Below are 19,937 nucleotides of genomic sequence, written 5' to 3'. Positions count from 1 at the left end.
CGCGTCCGGGTCGCGGAAGGGGCCGGCATGAAGAAGGCAATCGGCTGGATCGTGCTCATCCTCGTCATCTTCTACATCGGCACGAGCCCCGGCCCGGCCGCCGACATGGCTCAGAGCATCGGCAACGGCATCGCCGAGGCGTTCCGCGGGATCGGCACGTTCTTCCACGATCTCGCCACATGAGCCGGATCCTCTGCGCCGGTCTGGTCACGGTGGACCTGGTCCATCGCGTCGATCGCCTTCCCGGCGCGGACGAGAAGGCACAGGCGACCGCGGTCTCGATCGCGGCGGGCGGGCCGGCGGCCAACGCCGCCGTCACCGCCGCCGCGCTGGGCGCATCGGTGACTCTGGTCACGGCGGTCGGCTCGCATCCGCTGGGCTCGCTGATCAGGGCCGACCTTGCCGCGTACGGGGTGGAGCTGATCGATGCGACGCCGGGATCGCCCGCGCCCCCGCCGGTCTCGGCCATCACGGTCCTCGACGGAACCGGGCAGCGGACGATCGTCAGCCGCAACGCGGGGGACGCCGCTGTGGGCGTACCGGACGGGGGTCTGCCGGACGCGGACCTGACGCTGGTCGACGGACATCACCCCCGCCTGGCCGTGGCGGCGGCGCGAAGCGCTCGCCGGTTGCTGGTGGACGCCGGGACGTGGCGGCCGGTTTTCGCGGAAATCTTTCCGTTCGCGGAGGTGGTGGCGGCGTCGGCCGCTTTTCGTCATCCCGGCGCTTTTCGTCATCCCGGCGAAACCACGCCCACCGACACGGCCCTGGCCGCCGCCGTGGGCGCGCCCCACACGATCGTCACGCACGGCCCCGACCCGGTGCGGTGGTTCAGCGGCGCCCGCTCGGGGTCCGTTCCCGTGCCGCCGGTCGCGGCGGTCGACACGGCCGGCGCGGGCGACGCCTTCCACGGCGCCCTGGCCGTGGCGCTCACGGACGCCGACATCCCGCGACCCGCGAGCCTGCCGACGCCGCCACCCGCGGACGCCGCGCCCTACTCCGACCGATCAGACCTGTCCGACTGCATCGCGTTCGCGATCCGGGTGGCCGGCGTGCGGGTTGCCCACGCAGGGCCACGAGCCTGGCTCGCGGCCCTGCCGGGCTGATCAGACCGTGCGGGCGAGCCGGTCGGCGAGAAGTTTCGCGAACCGGGCCGGGTCCTCCAGGTCGCCGCCCTCGGCCAGCAGCGCCGTCCCGTACAGAAGCTCGGCCGTCTCCGGCAGCGCCGGGTCGTCCGCCGCGCGCTCGTGGGCCGCGCGCAGGCCGCCGACGAGGGGGTGGTTGGGGTTGAGCTCGAGGATCCGCTTGACCCGCGGCCCTTCCTGGCCCATCGCCCGGTACATCTTCTCCAGCGTCGGCGTGATGTCGTCGGTGTCGCTCACCAGGCAGGCCGCGCTCGTGGTGAGCCGGTGCGAAAGTCGCACCTCCTTGACGTTCTCGTCGAGCTTCTCCTTGAGGAAACCGAGCAGCGGGCCGAAGTCGCCCTCGGGCTCGGGCTCCTCCTTGTCCTTGGGCAGGTCGACATTGCCGCGCGCGATCGACTGGAGTTTCTTGCCGTCGTAGTCGGGCACGGCCTCGACCCAGATCTCGTCGACCGGGTCGGTGAGGATCAGCACCTCGTACCCCTGGGCCTCGAACGCCTCCATGTGGGGCGAGTTCTCCACCTGCGAGCGGGACTCCCCCGTCAGGTAGTAGATCTCCTCCTGGCCGTCCTTCATCCGCTCCACGTAGGCGGCAAGGGTCGTCGGCTCCTCTTTCGAAGCGGTCGACGAGAACGTCGCCACGTCGAGGATCGCCTTCTGGTTGTCCGGGTCGTTGAGCAGACCCTCCTTGAGCGCCCGGCCGAACTCCCGCCAGAAAGTCTCGTACTTCTCGCGGTTGTTGCTGAGCATGTCCTTGATCGTCGACAGGACCTTCTTGACCAGCCGCCGACGGATCATCTGGATGTGCCGGTCCTGCTGGAGAATCTCGCGCGAAATGTTCAGCGAAAGGTCGGCCGCGTCCACGACGCCCTTGACGAAGCGCAGGTAGTCGGGGATGAGCTCCTTGCTGTCGTCCATGATGAAGACGCGCTTGACGTAGAGCTGCAGGCCGCGCCGGGCGTCGCGCTGGAACAGGTCGTGCGGCGCGCGTGACGGAAGGAAGAGCAGCGCCTCGTACTCGAAGGTGCCCTCCGCCTTCATGTTGATGATCTCGAGCGGGTCGCTCCAGTCGTGGCTGATGTGCCGGTAGAACTGGTGGTACTCGTCGTCGGACACCTCGGAGCGCGGCCGCGCCCACAGCGCCTTCATCGAGTTGAGCGTCTCGTCGGCCTTGTCGGCCGAGACCATCCGGATCGGGAACGAGATGAAGTCGGAGTACCGCTTGACGATCTCCTTGATCTTCCAGTCGGCGGCGTAGTCGAAGAGGCGGTCCTCCTCGTCCTTGGGCCGCAGGTGGAGCGTCACGGTGGTGCCGACCGGCGCGTCCGGGGCGTCGTCGATCGTGTACGTGCCCTCGCCCGCCGACTCCCACATCGTGCCGTGCCCCTCGGTGCCCGCCTTTCGCGTCACCAGCGAAACTCTGTCGGCGACCATGAACGTCGAGTAGAACCCGACGCCGAACTGGCCGATCAGCTCGGTGTCCCGGGCCTCGGTGGCCTCCTTGAGTTTGGCGAGCAGGTCGGCCGTGCCCGATTTCGCGATCGTCCCGATGAGGTCGACCACTTCCTCGTGGGTCATGCCGATGCCGTTGTCGCGCACGGTGAGCGTGCGGGCCTCGGCATCCACCTCGATCTCGATGTGCAGGTCGGAAGTGTCGGCCTCGAGCCCGTCCTGAAGCGTCGCCAGCCGCAGCTTGTCCAACGCGTCGGAGGAGTTCGAGATCAGCTCCCGCAGGAAGATGTCCTTGTTCGAATAGATCGAATGGACCATCAGCTGCAGCAGCTGCCGAGCCTCGGCCTGAAACTCCAACGTCTCCATTCCCGCACCCCTGTTTTTCGCGCCCGACTTTCGCCCCCAGATCGTATGACCCGAGCGTCACCGCCCGGCGACCCAGGGCCTCTCGAGACCACTCACGGGTACGGGCAGCGCTCGGCCCCCGGCGCGTCGGGCCCTGTTCGCGCCGATCACCTGCGCCGCTTTCCGCGTGGCGAGCGAATCTGTCGTCGCAGTTTTCGCGGTCTCCGGCCCGCAAGCCGCCGGCGCGCCGATCCGCCGATCCGCCGATCCGCCGATCCGCCGATCCGCCGATGAGCGTCGAGAACAACCGGCCGGAACGGTTCCGGGTCGCGACGTCAGCCGACTGGCTGTCCGGCCACCGGCGCTCGATCCCTGAGGCGGCGCACCTCGGCCGCCAGTAGCAGCAAGGCCGCCAGCGCGAAGACGACATGGCTGACCACTACGAGCGCCGTGGACGCCTCGACCACCGGGTGCATCAGGAAGCTGTGCCAGGCGTAGGTGAGCAGCGCCCCACCGGCGGCCGCCAGTCGGTGCCGGCCGTCCCAGCCGCTCCTCGCCGACCAGCGGTAGATGGCGACCGCCGTGCCCGCGAGCACCACGACCAGCAGCGGCACGGCGAGCGCCGCAGGCAGCTCGTTTCCCATCGCGAGCACCGCCCCGGCACCGAGCGCCGTCACCAGCACGATCCACGGCGAAGGCGCGAGCCCAGGCGCAGGCACGGGGGTAGGCGCGGACGTCGGTGCGACGGCGGAGCGGTCTCGCGGCAGGAGGAAGGCGGCGGTGATCAGCCCGGCCACCACCACGACGGTGGTGACGAGCTGGGCCGGGCTCGCCATGAAGTGCCCGTCCGCGTAGGAGATGCCGAACGTGAACACGGCGCCGCCGACCGCGAGGACGGCGACCACCACCAGCCCCGGCACTCGCAGCCACGGTTGCGTGCGGCGGTCGGTCCATTCCTCGACCAGCGCGATCGGCACGCTGATGCTCCAGACGGTGTGGAGCGTGAGCACGAACAGCGTCCACGGGATCGAGATCCCCAGCGCCGGCACGAACCCGTGGTCGAGCAGGTGGGCGTCGAGATAGTCCGGGTTGAACAGCGACTGCGTCTCCAGCCCTTCCTCGAGCACGCCGTAGGCGAGGGCCAGCAGGATCATCGTGACCCAGCCACGCCCGGCCCGGCGGGTCACCTCCCGCACGAGCACCGCGGCGCCGCCGTACGCGGGGGCCAGCGCGACCAGGAACGGCAGCTGAGCAAGCGTGAAGTCGCCGAGCAGGAACTCGGCCACCACCGGGGACAGGAAGAAGAGGGCTATCGCGGGCGCCACCCGACGCATGGACATACCCCGATGCTCACGCCGGCCGGCCCGGATCATCCGGGCCGGATGTCACCCCTGTTCGGTGACATCCGGCTGCCGTGCGCCGGTCGGCGGCGGGAACTCGTGGGGCGTGGGCGGGCGGAAGCCGAGGAACGTGGTGACCGACGAGATCAGGGACTCGCCGAACTCGAAGAGCAGCAGGGCGAAGGGCTCGAACTCTCCCCCCGGCCCGGTCGGGCGTTCCTGCCACAGGGCCAGGCCACCGTTGGCGAGCTCGGGCACCAGGCGGGCGCCGTGGCACGAGCCGTCCGACGCCGCCATGACCTTGGCGACCGTGTCGCGGCCCTGGATCCACCAGGTGAAGGGCGGCATGGAGTTGATGACGTCTTCCTGCAGGAGGGCGACCAGGGCGGCGACGTCATCGCGGTGGAAGGCGTCGGCGTAGCGTTCGACCAGATCGCGCTTGGCGGCGTCGGAGAGCGGGCTCGGCGGCGGCAGGTCGGCCCTGCGCAGGGACGCGCGGGCTCGCTGGAGGGCGCTGGTGACCGACGGGACCGTGGTCTCGAGCAGGGCGGCGACCTCCCCGGCCGGCCAGCACAGCACGTCGCGCAGGATCAGCACCGCGCGCTGGCGGGGCGGCAGGTGTTGCAGGGCGGCGACGAAGGCCAGGCGGATCGTCTCGCGGCGGACGGCGATGTCGGCAGGGTCGGCGTAGGTGGGATCGGCGTAGGCGTAGGTGGGATCGGCGTAGGCGTAGGTGGGATCGGCGTAGGCGTAGGTGCGATCGGTATGAGCGCGATCGGCGTGAGCGCGATCGGCGTGAGCGCGATCGGCGTGAGCGCGATCGACTTGGGCGGGGACGGCGAGCGACCGGTCGAGGACCGGCAGCACCCAGGTCGACTCGGGCAGCGGCGCGCCCAGATCGCCGCCGGGCGCCGCGGTGGAGGCGAAGTCGACGGCCCGGGCGCGACGCCGGGCCGAGCGCAGCATGTCGAGGCAGACATTGGTCGCTATGCGGTAGACCCAGGTGCGCAGCGAGGCGCGGGCCGGGTCGTAGTCGTCGCCGTGTTTCCAGGCGCGCAGGAGGGTCTCCTGAGCGGCGTCCTCCGCCTCGGACGGTGAGCCGAGCATCCGGTACGCGAAGCCCACCAGCTCGCCGCGCATTGCCGTCAGCTGTGCTTCCATGCCCGGAAAGCTACCTGCCCCCTCCGACAAAAACATCGGACCAGGGTCTGACATACCCGGGTCGGATCCCGGAACAGGTCCTAGTCTCACCAGGCATGGATGAACTCGTCGTTCGTCATGCCGGCGTCGAGGACCGGGGCCGGATCACCGAGCTGCTCCTGCGGTCCTGGGGCAGCACGATCGTGGTCGCGCACGGGGTGCGGTACGACGCCGCGGACCTTCCGGCGTTGTTGGCGGAGCGCGCGAATCGGGTCGCCGGGCTCCTCACGTACGCGAGCGGGGTTGATGGTCTCGAGGTTGTCACGCTCGACGCGGTGGAACGGAATGCGGGCGTGGGGACGGCGCTGCTCGACGCCGCGGCGCAGGTGGCGTCCGGGAAGGGGATGGGGCGCGTCTGGCTGATCACGACCAACGACAATGTGGATGCGCTTCGCTTCTATCAGCGGCGCGGTATGCGAATTGTCGGGATAGAACCGGGAGCGGTCGATGAGTCGCGGAGGCTGAAGCCGTCGATTCCGGTCGTCGGGCACTACGGGATCGAAATCCATGACGAGATCATTTTGGAGAGGCGCCTGCCGCCGGGATGATCGGAGTCGCGGACGCCATTGCGCGCACCCGGCTGAGCGGCCGCGCCGCGCTCGGAAACCCGACAAATCGCGCGGCCGAAGTTCACGGAGAAGGCAGCGTTTGCCCGAGAACCTCGGATTAGGCACCGAGCGGGTTTTCCTCGCCGCAGACCCGACAGAAGTGTTGCGCTGACGGTTCTGTCGATGTGTGATACGTTCCGGTGCCTTCGTCATTCGAAGGCGCAACGACCGGCGTGGTCGTGGGTTGGTGACCGCCATCGCCCGCTCACGGCCGCGTCGCCTTTTCGCGCGGCCGCGTCACCCCCGTGCGCGGCCGCGTCCCCATCTGCCGTGTCCCGCGGCCCGGCCGGCTGCGCGCCCCGGGAAGGCCGCAAGTGGCTCTGGACTCTCCCCCAAGGGGAGGGTGCAAGATTTTCCCATGCCGACACAACCCCTCCCCTTCAGCCACCCGGCCCGTCATCTCCCGCCCGCAGGGCGTGGGCACGCGCTCGCAGAAATCGCCGTTCCGGTTCGTTGCCCGCCCCGGCGGCGGCCCGCTCATATGTCTCGGCCGCCTCCGTGACGCGGCCGAGACGGCGTAGCAGGTCGGCTCTGACGACGTCGCGCACGTGGTGGCGGTCGAGGCCGTCGAGGGTGTCGACGATCTCGAGGGCGAGCGCGGGGCCGTGCACCTCGGCGACCACCACCGCGCGGTGCAGGGCGACGATCGGGGTGGGGGTGAGGGCGAAGAGGTGGTCGTACAGATAGAGAATCTGCCGCCAATCGGTGGCCGCGGCGGTCCCGGCGTCCGCGTGCACGGCGTTCATGGCGGCCTGGAGCTGGTAGGGGCCGGGACGTTGGCGGCGCAGGCAATCGCGGAGCAGGGCCTGGCCCTCGGTGATCAGGGCGCGGTCCCAGAGAAGGCGGTTCTGGTCGGCGAGCAGGACCAGGTCGCCGACGGAAGAGGTCCGGGCGGGGCGGCGGGCCTCGATGAGGAGCATGAGCGCCAGCAGGCCGCGAGCCTCCGGCTCGTCGGGCATCAAAAGCATCAGGGTACGGGTCAGCCTGATCGCTTCCGCGGTGAGATCGGGCCGGGTGAGGCTCTCGCCGCCACTCGCCGCGTACCCCTCGTTGAAAACTAGATAGAGAACGGAGAGCACCCCGTCCAGCCGCGCCGGAAGGTCCGCGTCGCGGGGCACGCGATAGGGGATGCCGGCGTCGCGGATCTTGCCCTTGGCCCGGGAGATGCGCTGCGCCATGGTCGGCTCGGGCACGAGAAAGGCCCGGGCGATCTCCGCGGTGGTGAGCCCGCCGAGCAGCCGCAACGTGAGCGCGACCCGGGCGGCGGGCGCCAGCGCCGGATGGCAACAGGTGAAGATCAGCCGCAACATGTCGTCGCCCTCCTCATCGACAGCGAACGGATCGGCCGACACCGGAGCGGCAGCGACCTGATCGCCCTCGAGAGCCGCCGCCTCGACCGCCGCAGCCTCCAGCCCCGGGCGGGACGACTCCCGCCGCAGCCGGTCGATCGCCCTGTTCCGAGCGGTCGTGATGATCCAGCCGGCCGGGCTGGGTGGGATCCCCTGCTCCGGCCATCGGAGCACGGCCGTGGCAAACGCGTCCTGCACCGCCTCCTCGGCGACGTCGATGTCGCCGAAGTGGCGCGTCAGGACGGCGACGGCACGGCCGTACTCCTCGCGGAAGATCCGCTCGATCTGGCTCACACGACCGGCCGGACCTCGATCGCCAGCGGCGGCCGCAGGATCGCCGACATCCGGCGTCCCCACTCCAGCGCCGCGTCCAGGTCGGGCGCCTGGATCACGGTGAAGCCGCCCAGATGCTCCTTGCCCTCGGTGAAGGGCCCGTCCGTCAGCATCTCGTCGCGGATCACGGTGGCGGTGCTCGCCGGATGGAGCCCGAGCGCGAAGACCCAGGCCCCGGCGGCCTGCATCTCGGCGTTGAGCTTCCCCAGCTCCTCCATGATCGGGTCGAGGATCTCGGGCGGCGGCGGGTCGCCGTCGGGCTGGTAGACGCTGAGCAGATACTGCTTCATCGAATCGCTCCTCTCGCGTGTCTCACCCTCTACACGAACGGGCCACCGGCGTTCTCGACAAAGTCAGCCCATCATGTCCGCGATCGCGGCGTGGTTGTGGTAGTCGCGTGACTCCACGATCAGGCCGTCGCGGATCCTCAGCACCTGGATGTTGGCGAGACGCTCGCCGCCCGTCTCGTAGTCGAACTCGGCAACGATCAGCTCCGGGTCGCCGGTCTCGTAGACGCGCACGTTCCGCGGCGTGAGGCTGATCTGCCCGTCGAACCGCCCGAAATGCTCACGCACCTGGTCCCGTCCATGGATCCGGACGGGCCGCGGCCGCATGAACGGGATCTCGACCGACGCGTCCTCGGCATACAGGAGGTGCAGCCGCGACCAGTCGCCGCTGCCGATTCCCTCGCTGAGCCGCTCGAAGACGTCCTTGGGTGTGCTCATCGCTCTCCCTCGACTAAAGTAGAAGTCTCCACTCCGCTTCCGAATATACGGAGTACGCACTCCGTTTACCACCCGGGAACCGCATGACCCTGCGCGCCGACGCCCGCCGCAACCGCGCCCGCATCCTCGAGGCTGCCGAGAAGGTGCTGGTCGAGAAGGGCACGACCGTCCCCACCGAGGAGATCGCCCGCGCCGCCGGTGTCGGGATCGGCACCGTCTTCCGCCACTTCCCCACCAAGGAAGAGCTCATCCAGGGCGTCTTCGTCGCGCGCCTGCACCGGCTCGCCGACGACGCGACCCGGCTCGCCGAAGGCCCCGATCCGGGTGCGGCCCTCGCGTCGTTCCTGCGCCAGGCGGTCTCGCAGGGCGAGGTCAAGAACGCGCTGGCCGCCATGCTGACCTCGGCCGGCGTCGACCTGCACGAGGCAGCCGGGGAGGCGCAACAGGAGGTCCGGCGAGCGCTGGGCATGCTGCTACGCAGCGCTCAGGAGTCCGGCGCCGTGCGCCGGGACCTGCGGGTGGCCGATCTGATCGGCCTGCTCGCGGGCACGTCGAGGGCCATCGAGTACGCCGGGCAGGACGCGGCGGCGCGGGACCGGATCCTCTCCGTGATCCTGGACGGACTGCGCCCATGAGCCTGCACATCCACGTCGAGAAGAACCTCAACCGCAACGCCGCCGCGCGGGGAATGCTGGCCGCGACGTTCGGCCTGGTTGCCGACTCCCCAACGACGGTCACCACCGGGTGCGGGCTGACGGTGGCGTACGCGATGACCTCCGCCCAGCCGGAGAAGGTGACGTGCCTCCCCTGCCGCGACCATGCGGCGCGCTGGCATCTCGCGGCCGCCACGGACATGGGGCGGCTCGCGCCCGGGGAGGGCTTCACGTCGCGCGACCTGCACGCCGTGGCGATGCACCACCACGAGCAGGCGCGCAGGTTCGGCGGTTAACGAACCTCGAACTCCAGCAGGGAGTAGCCGTACTGGCTCGACCGCTGAGTGCCGTACACACGGACGTAGCGGGCCGGGGCCGGGTCGATCGGGATGTCGCGGAGGCCGTCGGTCCCCGACGAGGTCTGGTAGACGGTGGTCCACCGCTTGGCGTCGAGGGAGATGTCGACCCGGTATTTGATCGCGTACGCGTGCTCCCAGTTGAGCCGCACGCTGGTCACCTGCCAGACGGTGCCGAGGTCCACCCTGATCCACTGCGGATCGGCGAAGCCGCTGCTCCAGCGGGTGACGGGATTGCCGTCGACCGCGTCGGACGCGGGATAGGCAGAGGCCTCGTCGGCGGAGCTCTCCACGTTCTTGCGGAGGGCCAGGTTGGCCCTGGACTTGTTGAGCCTGCCGGCCGGTTTCGTGGCCGTGGGTCCGGCCGAGGTAGCGGCGATCCCGGTGGGGGCGGTCGCCGAAGACGCTGTCTCCGTGGGCTCGGCCGACGCGACCGGGACGCCGGCGACGCCGGCGGCGGTCGGGCGGAGGCCAGGGGTGGCGCTCGCGTCCTGGCCGACCGTCGAGGCGCGGTGGCTGACGCCGAACGGCGTGCCGCGAGTCGCCACGAAGGCCGCGCCTCCGCCGAGGGCGACCAGGGCGATGACCACCGGGACGAGCCAGAGCCGCAGCCGCTTGCGCCGCGTCGGAGCGACCGCGCCGGCGGCCGGCCGCACGGGACCGGGTGGTGGCGTGTGCCCGGCGGGTCGCGCCGGCCCGGCCGGGTTCGGGCGTCGGCCCGCGGTCGATTCGCCCGGTCTGCGGGGCGACGCGTCCGGGGACTGGCCGGGGCGGGGCGAGGACGCGAACACGGCTCGTAACGATGCGGCACGCTCGGAGGCGGCCCGCTCGGAGGCGGTGCGCTGGTTCGGTACGTCAGCCGGATCGGTCGGCGTGCCTTCCACCAAGCTCTCCTCAGCAGCGGCAGTATCGGACGGTTCGTAGCTTAGCGATCTTCGGACATTGATGTTCCTGCGCGGCTTGCCGCGTCGGAAATCGGTCACACCGGAACCGGCCACCGTCACTGTGAGTATCGGTGTCCCCATCACACCGAATCGGAAGGATTCCTGACCAGTGGATCATCGGACGAAGAGGAGGAACAGGCCCGCCCACGTGCAGAAGATCATGAAGAGAACGACCGGCAGCTCCTCAGCCAGCACGGCGAGCGGTGGGCTGCCGGGTCGGCGAGGGCCATGTCGTGGGCGGCCAGGACGCCGAGCACATGTCCGGCCAGGATCAAGGCCACCTGCAGGACCGAGACCACGTGCGGGTCGGGGACGACGGTCCGCTGGGGGCAACGCCCGGACTGATCACCGGACCTCCAGCTGCAGCAGCAGGGTGTCGGGGTGGGCCTCCACGTCGAACAGGCCGGCACGGTCGGCCACGAACGACACGCAACCCGGCGTGTCGGGGGCGGCGTCGTATTCCAGGTCGTATCCGTGGATGTGCACTTGGACGACCTGGTCCGAGGTGACCTGCACCTGGACGGTGCTGCCCTCCGGGATCAGCACGCGATGAGGCGCCGGGGTGGCCTGGCCGTTGCGCACGTCGGAGGTGACGAGCACCGAGCCGGGCACGGTCGAGGAGCAGTCGGAGACGGCCGGGGACTCGGTGTGGCCACAGCCCGCGACAAGCGCCACGGCGGCGATCAGCGCGAGCATGCCGGCCCGGACGAGCTCGGCTCGGCGCCCGCGGGTCACGCGGACCCGGGCGGAATCGGCGCGGCGCCCGCGGGTCACGCGGACCCGGACGGAATCGGCGCGGCGCCCGCGGGTCATGCGGGGTCTCCGCTAGGGGTCTGCTGGGCGGCGGCCAGGGTGCGCAGCACCGAGGCCCCGGCTACGGCTGCTCCGAGGCCGCCGGACAGGGCCAGGAGCGCGAGGGTGCCTGCCCACCAGAGGGCGAACGGGGGCGGCCGCCGGCCCTCCAGGACGCCGGTGACAGTGACGGGCACGCCGGCGACGTCCAGCACCAGCGACCAGGGCTGGGACTCGCCGGGGCCGATCTTTCTGCCGACGGGTGTGGTGCGGGTGTCGGGCCACATCGAGGTGTGGCCGGCGGGGACCACGGCGGGAGCGGCGGGGCCGCCGCCGGGGATGGCGACCGGTGTGGGGGTGCCGTTGACCAGGCGGAGCTTGGCGCCGTCCTCGATGGCGGTCACCGACAGCCCGGGGATCGGCGGGGACACCGACACCACCCGGCTGCGGGCGTCCGTGGCGACCAGGCCGCCGGCGTGGGCCGGCGCCGGCGACGCCCAGCCGGCCACCACGGCCCCGGCGAGCACGAGCAGCAGAGCGGAACGACGGAGCAGGGTCACGAAGCGGTGATCCCGGAGTTCGATGAGGCGCTGGGCGAAGCCGGCGAAGCGGAGGACGACGCGTCCGGCGAAACCGCGGGCGGGCGGACGTTGCGGGCCACCAGGACAGTCGCGGCGCCGGTCAGGGCTACGTAGGTGAGCAGGCCGCTGACCACGTGGACGTTCCAGCCGACGCCCACCTCGACGTCGGCCACCACGAACAGGGTGCCCCACACCAGCGGGGGCGCGATCAGGCCCAGGAGCAGCCACGCCATCGACGAAGGCGCCGGCACGAGCGGCGCGACCACGCGGATCACCAGCTCGGCGCCGGCGGCGGACGCGGCGATGGTGACCGACATCCACCATGGCTCGTCGGTGAGGAACATCAGGTGCATGGCGAGCGCGGGCACGGCGACCAGGACGGTGGGTACGCCGGGCGGGAGCGGCCAGCGGCGGCCGATCAGGATGATCGGCACGAGGAGCAGCGCCGTGGTGAAGACGTAGCCGTGGAAGATCTGGGCGTCCTCCGAATAGATGCGTACGGGGTTCTCGCCGTCGCCGAAATAGATGGTGCCCAGAACGTTGGCGTGCAGCGAGTAGATGTGCAGCGGCAGCACGGTCAGCAGCGCCGAGATCGTCACCAGTGTCCCGTCGGCGATGCTCAGGCGCGGCGCCGTGGTCATCAGGGCGGGGCCGGCGGCGACCAGCACCATGCCCAGGATGATGAACTCGTGGCTCGGGCTCACGAAGATCTCCAGGCCCTGCTCGATGCCGAAGACGTTGTGCCACAGCGTGTCGATGCCGCCGCCCACCAGCAGGAAAGCCATGCCCAGTATCGGCACCCGCAGCGCGTTCGGCAGGGCCAGCACGGTTTCGTACGTGGGAATGCGGGGCAACCGCGGCCGCAGCAGCCAGACCAGGGTCAGCCCGGACGCGGCGATGCCCGAGTACAGCACCGCGTGCCACGGCGTCCAGAAAGTTTCCAGCTCGGGGGTGGTCGCGTGCGCGTACGCGTCGAGCTGAAGACCGGTGACCAGCCAGGCGCTCGCCACCAGCATGATCCAGCGCTCGCGGACGGAGAACGCGGCTACGGCCGACGAAGAAGGCACGATGATCTCCTCGGGAACGGACGGCGGACCGACACAACTTACATTCCCGGGGATGGATGAATGGTCAACTCGCCTGGGCGATCAGCCACGGCAGGTGCGGCCGGCCGGCGCGCCCCTCCCCCATCAGGGTGACCACATAGGTCGTCTCGCCCCGCCGGAACGCTGCCCGGTCCCCCGCGACGAACGCCCCGCCGGGCAGCGCCTGACCGCGTTGATTGGCGCGCCACGCGACCTTTCCGGGCAGCCCCGACAGCGACTGCACGAGCATCATCGGCTTCCCGGTGTCGGCCGCGTTGTACTGGAGCCCCAGCGGCAGCGGCGACGAGACCACGGCGCGCCCGACAATCTGGGCGATGGTCTCGTCGGAGAACAGCGGGGGCTTGGCGACGGCGGGCATCATCGTCAGCGACAACGACCCGGTCTCCTCCTCAGTGACCGTGTCGGCGATCTCCCGCGATCGGCCGTGACCCACCGTTTCGATCTTGATGATCCGGCGGGACCAGGGACGTACGGTTATCGTCACCGTGTCGCCGTCGCGGCCCTGCGCGTCGAGCTCGGCGGGCAGTCCCCAGGCGGTGGTCCGGTCTCCCGAGCCGTCGTCGACGGCGAGGTGGTAGAGCCACACGACGGCCGAGTCGTCGGAGCTGTCCTGCTTCTTGGTCTTCCAGACCTCCCGCCACAGCACCTCGCCGGCGATCTCCCGCGTCAGCGCGAGGTCGAGCAGCGCCCGCACCAGCACATAGGCGCCCAGCACGAGCAGCAGGACGGCCGGCGCCGCGAGATAGTCCAGCGATCCGAACAACCGCAAGATCAAACCACCGACCAGCAGGTACGCGGCCGCGCGCGCCAGCAGATGCGGCAGCGGCCGCCCGTAGCGGGGCCAGAAGCTCGGGTACCGCACCCGCACCCGGTGCCAGGTCCCCCCGAACGACGACCAGACCAGCCGCTTGTCGCCCATCTCGAGGTCGAGCACCGCGCTCGCCAGCCGGGTGACGCCGACCGCCGCGCCGTACGCGAGGTATCGGTCCCAGACGGCCACCGCCGCCGGCGGCAGGGAGGCGAACTGCTCGTGCCCGCGCAGCCATTCGCGTACGCCCAGCCAGCGCGACGCCGCGGCCCGGCCGGCCGGCGTGTCCCGCTCCCCCAGCGACCGCGCCCCGAGCGCGCTCAGCGCCGCGAACGTGAAAAACCCGAACGCGAACGCGGGCGGCTGATCGTCCTCGGGCTTGCCGAACCCGTAGTGCAGCGCGGCGAACCCCACCACCACGCCGACCCCGGCGGCGAGGACCGACAGGAGGGTCGACACGGTCTTGCTGATCCGCCGCCGGGACAGCCCGGCCGCCCGCGCCTCGGCGATCACCGACTGCCGCAGCCGCTTGTTCCAGCGCGTCGACTCGGAGGCATCACGGAACGTGAGCGCGGTGATCGGCACGACCCCGTTGACGGCCAGCCCCCGGATTCTTTCGAGCACCTGGCTCTCGTACGGGGAAAGATTTGTCGAAGCCGGCGGCGAAGCACGCAGATGGACGGTCGTCTGCAGTGGGTCGTCGCCGGGCTGGCGCAGCTCGACGAAGCGGCGCGCGGCCAGGTCGAGCAGCGTCGACTCGGCGGCGTCCTCGGTCGGCGTCCACCGGTTGACCAGCAGGCTGACCAGCGCCGGCGACTCCGGGCCGAGGTCCATCGTGGCGGGCGCGGCACCCGGTGACGCCGGGCGGGTGAGCATCCGGCAGAACGCGTACACGAGCACCCAGAAACCGACGGCCGCGGCCGCCACCACCAGGTCGGTCATCGATTCAGAACTGCACCCGGACGGGGCCGCGCTCGTCGCCCGAGGCCTGGTAGAACTCGCGCGCCCGGAAGCCGGTGAGCCCCGCGACGATGTTGGTGGGCACCGTCTGGACGGCGTTGTTGTAGGACTGGACCGCGCTGTTGAAGAACTGCCGCGCGTACGCGATCTTGTCTTCGGTGTTGGAAAGTTCGCCCTGCAAGGCAGCGAAATTTTCGTTGGCCTTGAGCTGCGGATAGGCCTCGGCGACGGCGAAGAGCCGGCCGAGGGCCGAGGTCAGCTCGCCCTCGGCCACCGCCCGCGAGGCGGGGCCGGCGCCCTGTGCGGCCGTCATGGCGTTGCCGCGCGCGGCAACGACCGCGTCGAGCGTGCCCCGCTCGTGGGCCGCGTAGCCCCGGACGGTCTCGACGAGGTTGGGTATGAGGTCGTAGCGGCGCTTGAGCTGGACGTCGATCTGCGCCCAGGACGCGTCGGCCTGGTTGCGCAGCCGGACGAGACGGTTGTAGGCGGCCACCAGCAGGGCGACCACGACGATGAGCAGGGCGCAGACGATGCCGCCGACAACAGCGGTGACCGTGGTCATCTCGCTCCACAAGAGACGTGATGGATCTTGTCGCCCCCAAGGTAGGGGGTGTGCGCCAGCGGCGGGACCGGCCGTTCGGCCCGAACAAAGATCATGTCCGCGGCCGCGAAGGTCGGCGTTCTCGACCGCCATGAAGATCAATGTCCGATAGTGCTCTCTCGCGGGATCAGTTCGTGGGCGACCTTGAGCTCCACGCCCGGCACGGGTTCGGGGCTGCCGATCCGCATGATCAGGCGGTCCACCGCCAGCTGCGCGATCGCTTTCTTGTCGGGTGAGATGGTGCTGATCGTGGGCTGGCTGTACCGGCCGTCCTCGATGTCGTCGTAGCCGATGATCGCGACGTCCTCGGGCACCCGCAGCCCGCGGCCGAGGACGGTGTGGATCGCGCCGGAGGCGACCAGGTCGCTGTAGCAGAACACGGCGTCGGGCGGGTCGGCGCGGTCGAGCAGCGCGGCCATCGCGGTGGCGCCGTCGACCCGGTTGAAGCGGGCGGTGCCGATGATCAGCGACTCGTCGACCGGCAGGCCGGCGGTTTCGTGCGCGGCGCGGAAACCTTTCGTGCGCAGTTGGGCGGCCTCGCCGGTGGGGTATGGCTGGTCGCCAATGGCGGCGATGCGGCGGCGACCGATCTGGATCAGGTGGGACACCGCCTCGGTCGAGGCCGCCACGTCGTCGATCCCGACGTGGTCGAACGTTCCGTCCGAACGCCGCTCGCCCAGCACGACCAGGGGCAGGTCGGGATCGCGTACGGAAAGATCCTCCTGAGCGAGACCCAGCGGGCTGATGATCATGCCGTCGAAGAGGAAGCGGCGTGAGCCGCGGCCGATGAGCTCGCCCTCGTGCTCGCGGTCGCCGTCGGTCTGGTCGATGAGCACGTTGTAGCCGAGCTTCCGCGCGGCCGGGATGATCGCCTGCAGCAGCTCGGCGAAGTACGGCGTGTCCAGATAGGGCACCACCACGACGATCTGGCCCGACCGGCCGGTGGCGAGGTTGCGCGCGAGCACGTTCGGCCGGTAGCCGAGCTCGGCGATGGCGGCCTCGACCTTGGCGCGCGTGCTGTCGGTGACCTTGGCGTAACCGTTGACCACGTTGGAGACCGTGCGCGGGGAGACGCCGGCCAGGTCAGCGACATCACGCAGCGTGGTTTCTTTCAACGAAAGCCTCCCCGAATTTGTTGCCTGCGATGACGAAAGTATTTCCGCGACGTTGCCTCTTGCCAGAGCCGAACGGTCGAGGCATAGTCCTTTGCAGCGCTGCAATCGGAACTTAAATCACACATCACCGGCGAGTGGTGAGCTCCCCCTCCCCTCGGCATCCACCCCAGATAGCGCGTCCCCTCCGAGCTGGACATCACAGCCCGTCATTCGTGCTGCCCGAAATGTCCAAGGAGCTGGCGCGCCGCCTGATCCAGGAGGCCAGGAAATGCGCTTCAAAATAGGACTTTCCGCCACCATCCCCCTCGTCCTGACTCTCGGCCTGGCCGCGTGCGGTGGCGGCGACGACGACAGCGGCGGCGGCGGCACCGCGGCCAAGCCCACCAACTGCACCAACAAGATCGTGCACGAGGACGCCAAGCGGGTCCTGGTCTGGGCCTGGTACCCGAACATGGCCAAGGTCGTCGACAACTTCAACAACCAGAACACCGACGTGCAGGTGTGCTGGACCAACGCCGGACAGGGCCAGCCCGAGTACGCGAAGTTCCAGACCGCGATCTCGGCGAAGAAGGGCGCGCCCGACGTCATCATGCTCGAGGCCGACCAGCTCGTCGGCTTCGAGATCCAGGACGGCCTGGTCGACCTCGCCCCGTACGGCGCGAACGACGTCAAGAAGAACTTCAGCGAGGGCGCCTGGAAGGACGTCTCGCAGGGCGACAAGGTCTTCGCGGTCCCGGTCGACGGCGGCCCGATGGCGCTGATCTACCGCACCGACGTCTTCGAGAAGTACGGCATCAAGTCGCCGCCGAAGACCTGGGACGAATACGCCGCGGACGCCAGGAAGGTCAAGGACGCCGGCGGCCCGGTCTTCGGCGACTTCGGCAGCAACGTGCCGGCCGTGACCACCGCCTTGATGATCCAGAAGGGCGCGCAGCCGTTCGTCTACGACCTGTCGGACAAGCAGAACATCACCATCAAGCTCGACGACCAGGCCACCAAGGACGTGCTCGACTACTGGGGCAACCTGTCCAAGCAGGGCCTGGTCGGCAAGGAAGACCAGTTCACGACCGACTACATCGCCGGCATGGTGGGCGGCAAGTACGCCACCTACGTCTCGGCGGCGTGGGCGCCCGGCTACCTGACCGGCGCGGGCGTCGGCGCGGGCAAGGACAAGGGTAAGTTCGCGGTCGCGCCGCTGCCGCAGTGGGACGCGAACAGCCCCGTCTCGGTGAACTGGGGCGGGTCGGCCTTCGCGGTCACGACGCAAGCCTCGGACAAGGCCGCCGCCGCGAAGGTCGCGCTCGGGCTCTACGCGGACGACGCGTCGCTCACCGACGGCTGGAAGACGCAGACGATCTTCCCGCTCAACCAGAGCGTGCTGAAGTCCGACGATTTCGTCAACGCCAAGGTCGACTTCTTCAACGGGCAGACCGTGAACAAGGACATCTACGTGCCGGCCGAGAACGCGTACAAGGGCGCCGTCTACAGCCCGTTCACCGTCTACTACTACGCCCAGCTCCAGGCGCAGATCGCAAAGATCAACAACGGGCAGACGACGGGTACGCAGGCGGCCACCGACCTGCACAACCAGATCGTCCAGTACGCCAAGACGCAGGGCTTCACGGTGCATTGATCCTTCGGCCGGGCGGTGGCGACCCCGCCGCCCGGCTCTATTTCTTGGAGCGCACGAAAATGGCAGTCGAGACGCCGGTCAGCGCCGGCACAGCCTCGTCATCGGCCGCCCCGGCCACGAGAGCGCGAAAGCGCAAAGGCCTCGCGGGCTGGCTGTTCATCCTTCCGTTCCTGGTGGTGTTCGCCGCGTTCCTGGTGGCGCCGCTGGCGTACGCGGGCTATTTGAGTCTTTGGACCAAAGGCCTCGCCACGGGCACGACGTTCGCCGGGTTCGACAACTACACCCGCGCCTTCTTCGACCCCTCGTTCCGCAAGGGCCTGTGGTTCGTGCTGCGGTTCAGCGTCGTGGTGATCCCGCTGCAGATCATCGTGGCGCTCGTCGCGGCGCTGCTGCTCGACGAGCTCACCGGGCGTATCGCGCGCTTCTCACGGTTGGTGATCTTCCTTCCGTACGCGATCCCGGTCGTCCTCGGCGCGCTCATGTGGGGCTTCCTCTACAGCCCGACGTTCGGCCCGATCGAGCAGATCTCCTCGTTCTTCGACGTGCGGGCGCCGTTCCTGCTCAGCCAGGGCAACGTCTACTACGGCCTGCTCAACGTGGTGACCTGGCAGTGGGCCGGCTACTACATGATCATCATCTACGCGGCGCTCAAGGGCATCGACTCGACGATCTACGAGGCCGCGCGGATCGACGGCGCGTCGTCCGCGCAGATCGCCTGGCGGGTCAAGGTTCCGATGGTCCGGTCGGCGCTCGCGCTGATCCTGGTCTTCTCGCTGATCGGCACGCTGCAGTTCTTCTCCGAGCCGCAGATCCTGCGCCCGATCGCGAACGGCTCGATCACGCCGGACTTCACCCCGAACATCTACGCGTACGAGCTCGCCTTCAACTATGCGCAGTTCAACTACGCGTCGGCGATTTCTTTCGCGCTCGGTTTCGTGGTGTTCGTGGCCGTCGCGATCTTCATGTTCGTCACTCGTAAGAGAGGAAGCCTCTTCACATGAACAGGCCTCGTCATGTCTGGGCGAAACTCCTCTTGCTGGCCCTGTGCTGCTACTTCCTCATCCCGGCGTGGTGGCTCGTGGTGGCCAGCACGAAGAACGCCGAGGGCCTTTTCTCGGGCACCGGGGCGCTGTGGTTCCACGGGTTCCACCTCTTCGACAACCTGCACGACCTCTTCACCTTCAACAACGGCGAGTATCTGCGCTGGCTCGGGAACTCGGCGCTCTACGCTTTCGCCGGCGGCATCGGCTGCACGGTCATCTCGGTGCTGGCCGGCTACGGTTTCGCGAAATTCTCCTTCCGCGGCCGCAACATCGTCTTCGCGCTGGTGCTGGGCTCGGTGATGGTGCCGCTGACGGCGCTGGTCATCCCCACTTTCGTGATGATGTCGAAAGTCGGCCTGATCGACACCATCTGGGCGGTGATCCTGCCGTCACTGCTCAGCCCGTTCGCCGTCTATCTGATGCGGGTGTACGCCGGCGCATCCGTCCCCGACGAGCTGCTCGACGCGGCCCGCATCGACGGCGCCGGCGAGCTGCGCACGTTCTGGCGGGTGGCGCTGCCGCTCATGCGGCCCGGCGTGGTGACCGTGCTGCTGCTGTCGATCGTCGCCACCTGGAACAACTTCTTCCTGCCGCTGACCATGCTGTCCAGCTCGAAGCTCTACCCGCTGACCGTCGGCATCGGCCTGTGGTCGCAGCTGGCCAGCTCCAACAACGGCGGCGGGCAGTCGCTGTGGAACCTGATCATCATCGGCTCGCTGGTGTCGATCATCCCGCTGATCATCGCCTTCCTCACCCTGCAGAAGTACTGGCAGGGCGGCCTGTCGGTGGGCAGCCTCAAGTGATCCCGCCCGCCGCCCGCCGCCTCGCCGGCCGTCCGCCGCCGCGCCGTC

21 protein-coding genes are annotated in these 19,937 nt (G+C 69.7%); 8 read left to right on the top strand and 13 right to left on the bottom strand.

Going from position 1 to position 19,937, the window contains the following annotated elements; all coding sequences use genetic code 11:
• The first annotated feature begins 27 nt into the window (after window positions 1–27).
• Complete coding sequence (locus tag ACIA5D_RS09070; protein ID WP_396029318.1) at window positions 28–183, top strand: hypothetical protein; 156 nt, start codon at window positions 28–30, stop codon at window positions 181–183.
• The gene (locus ACIA5D_RS09065; protein WP_396029317.1) at window positions 180–1,106 is read left to right on the top strand and encodes a PfkB family carbohydrate kinase; all 927 of its coding nucleotides are present in this window, start codon (window positions 180–182) and stop codon (window positions 1,104–1,106) included. The genes ACIA5D_RS09070 and ACIA5D_RS09065 overlap by 4 nt, the downstream gene beginning before the upstream one ends.
• Here ACIA5D_RS09065 and htpG read toward each other — a convergent pair whose 3' ends face one another.
• The 3 genes from htpG to ACIA5D_RS09050 all read right to left on the bottom strand — a co-directional run bounded on the left by htpG (window position 1,107) and on the right by ACIA5D_RS09050 (window position 5,440).
• Window positions 1,107–2,960, bottom strand: coding sequence for a molecular chaperone HtpG (gene htpG / locus ACIA5D_RS09060; protein WP_396029316.1), 1,854 nt, complete (start codon window positions 2,958–2,960; stop codon window positions 1,107–1,109).
• A 314-nt stretch (window positions 2,961–3,274) separates the two neighbouring features.
• Window positions 3,275–4,279, bottom strand: a complete 1,005-nt coding sequence (locus ACIA5D_RS09055; protein WP_396029315.1) for a hypothetical protein — start codon at window positions 4,277–4,279, stop codon at window positions 3,275–3,277.
• A 45-nt stretch (window positions 4,280–4,324) separates the two neighbouring features.
• Window positions 4,325–5,440, bottom strand: a complete 1,116-nt coding sequence (locus ACIA5D_RS09050) for a sigma-70 family RNA polymerase sigma factor (RefSeq protein ID WP_396029314.1) — start codon at window positions 5,438–5,440, stop codon at window positions 4,325–4,327.
• A gap of 95 nt (window positions 5,441–5,535) precedes the next feature.
• Here ACIA5D_RS09050 and ACIA5D_RS09045 point away from each other — a divergent pair, with 95 nt between their 5' ends.
• Window positions 5,536–6,027: a GNAT family N-acetyltransferase gene (locus tag ACIA5D_RS09045; protein ID WP_396029313.1), complete on the top strand. Its 492-nt coding sequence runs from the start codon at window positions 5,536–5,538 to the stop codon at window positions 6,025–6,027.
• Between the two features lie 440 nt (window positions 6,028–6,467).
• Here the strand turns inward: ACIA5D_RS09045 and ACIA5D_RS09040 are convergent, their stop codons facing one another.
• The 3 genes from ACIA5D_RS09040 to ACIA5D_RS09030 all read right to left on the bottom strand — a co-directional run bounded on the left by ACIA5D_RS09040 (window position 6,468) and on the right by ACIA5D_RS09030 (window position 8,494).
• Window positions 6,468–7,730 (bottom strand): RNA polymerase sigma factor, encoded by a 1,263-nt coding sequence (locus ACIA5D_RS09040; protein ID WP_396029312.1) that lies wholly within the window; start codon window positions 7,728–7,730, stop codon window positions 6,468–6,470.
• Window positions 7,727–8,059: a YciI family protein gene (locus tag ACIA5D_RS09035; RefSeq protein ID WP_396029311.1), complete on the bottom strand. Its 333-nt coding sequence runs from the start codon at window positions 8,057–8,059 to the stop codon at window positions 7,727–7,729. Before ACIA5D_RS09035 ends, ACIA5D_RS09040 begins: the two co-directional genes overlap by 4 nt.
• 63 nt (window positions 8,060–8,122) lie before the next feature.
• On the bottom strand, window positions 8,123–8,494 hold the full coding sequence (locus tag ACIA5D_RS09030; RefSeq protein ID WP_396029310.1) for a nuclear transport factor 2 family protein: 372 nt from the start codon (window positions 8,492–8,494) through the stop codon (window positions 8,123–8,125).
• Between the two features lie 83 nt (window positions 8,495–8,577).
• Here ACIA5D_RS09030 and ACIA5D_RS09025 point away from each other — a divergent pair, with 83 nt between their 5' ends.
• Window positions 8,578–9,129: a TetR/AcrR family transcriptional regulator gene (locus ACIA5D_RS09025; protein WP_396029309.1), complete on the top strand. Its 552-nt coding sequence runs from the start codon at window positions 8,578–8,580 to the stop codon at window positions 9,127–9,129.
• A complete protein-coding gene (locus tag ACIA5D_RS09020) occupies window positions 9,126–9,443 on the top strand; it encodes a hypothetical protein (protein ID WP_396029308.1) in 318 nt (105 codons plus the stop codon). Before ACIA5D_RS09025 ends, ACIA5D_RS09020 begins: the two co-directional genes overlap by 4 nt.
• Here the strand turns inward: ACIA5D_RS09020 and ACIA5D_RS09015 are convergent.
• From ACIA5D_RS09015 to ACIA5D_RS08985, 7 genes are all read right to left on the bottom strand, one after another.
• Window positions 9,440–10,387, bottom strand: coding sequence for a discoidin domain-containing protein (locus ACIA5D_RS09015; RefSeq protein ID WP_396029307.1), 948 nt, complete (start codon window positions 10,385–10,387; stop codon window positions 9,440–9,442). The genes ACIA5D_RS09020 and ACIA5D_RS09015 overlap by 4 nt on opposite strands.
• A 405-nt stretch (window positions 10,388–10,792) precedes the next feature.
• Complete coding sequence (locus ACIA5D_RS09010; protein WP_396029306.1) at window positions 10,793–11,260, bottom strand: hypothetical protein; 468 nt, start codon at window positions 11,258–11,260, stop codon at window positions 10,793–10,795.
• Entirely contained in the window at window positions 11,257–11,799 is a 543-nt protein-coding gene (locus ACIA5D_RS09005; protein WP_396029305.1) for a hypothetical protein, read from the bottom strand. The genes ACIA5D_RS09010 and ACIA5D_RS09005 overlap by 4 nt, the downstream gene beginning before the upstream one ends.
• Window positions 11,796–12,887, bottom strand: coding sequence for a hypothetical protein (locus ACIA5D_RS09000; RefSeq protein WP_396029304.1), 1,092 nt, complete (start codon window positions 12,885–12,887; stop codon window positions 11,796–11,798). The genes ACIA5D_RS09005 and ACIA5D_RS09000 overlap by 4 nt, the downstream gene beginning before the upstream one ends.
• A gap of 64 nt (window positions 12,888–12,951) precedes the next feature.
• On the bottom strand, window positions 12,952–14,676 hold the full coding sequence (locus tag ACIA5D_RS08995) for a DUF2207 family protein (RefSeq protein WP_396029303.1): 1,725 nt from the start codon (window positions 14,674–14,676) through the stop codon (window positions 12,952–12,954).
• Window positions 14,677–14,680: 4 nt separating this feature from the next.
• Complete coding sequence (locus ACIA5D_RS08990; RefSeq protein WP_396029302.1) at window positions 14,681–15,256, bottom strand: LemA family protein; 576 nt, start codon at window positions 15,254–15,256, stop codon at window positions 14,681–14,683.
• 137 nt (window positions 15,257–15,393) lie between these two features.
• Window positions 15,394–16,410, bottom strand: a complete 1,017-nt coding sequence (locus ACIA5D_RS08985) for a LacI family DNA-binding transcriptional regulator (RefSeq protein ID WP_396029301.1) — start codon at window positions 16,408–16,410, stop codon at window positions 15,394–15,396.
• Window positions 16,411–16,678: 268 nt separating this feature from the next.
• Here ACIA5D_RS08985 and ACIA5D_RS08980 point away from each other — a divergent pair, with 268 nt between their 5' ends.
• Genes ACIA5D_RS08980 through ACIA5D_RS08970 form a run of 3 tightly spaced genes read left to right on the top strand, consistent with a single transcriptional unit; the run spans window position 16,679 to window position 19,889 of the window.
• Window positions 16,679–18,043, top strand: coding sequence for an extracellular solute-binding protein (locus ACIA5D_RS08980; RefSeq protein ID WP_396029300.1), 1,365 nt, complete (start codon window positions 16,679–16,681; stop codon window positions 18,041–18,043).
• 59 nt (window positions 18,044–18,102) lie between these two features.
• Complete coding sequence (locus ACIA5D_RS08975; protein ID WP_396029299.1) at window positions 18,103–19,044, top strand: carbohydrate ABC transporter permease; 942 nt, start codon at window positions 18,103–18,105, stop codon at window positions 19,042–19,044.
• A complete protein-coding gene (locus tag ACIA5D_RS08970) occupies window positions 19,041–19,889 on the top strand; it encodes a carbohydrate ABC transporter permease (RefSeq protein WP_396029298.1) in 849 nt (282 codons plus the stop codon). Before ACIA5D_RS08975 ends, ACIA5D_RS08970 begins: the two co-directional genes overlap by 4 nt.
• The last annotated feature ends 48 nt before the right edge of the window (window positions 19,890–19,937 follow it).

Source organism: Actinoplanes sp. NPDC051513 (genome assembly GCF_044454685.1).
Taxonomy (GTDB): Bacteria; Actinomycetota; Actinomycetes; order Mycobacteriales; family Micromonosporaceae; genus Actinoplanes.
Note: the sequence above shows the minus strand (reverse complement) of the source record. Positions and strands in the feature narration are given on the sequence as shown.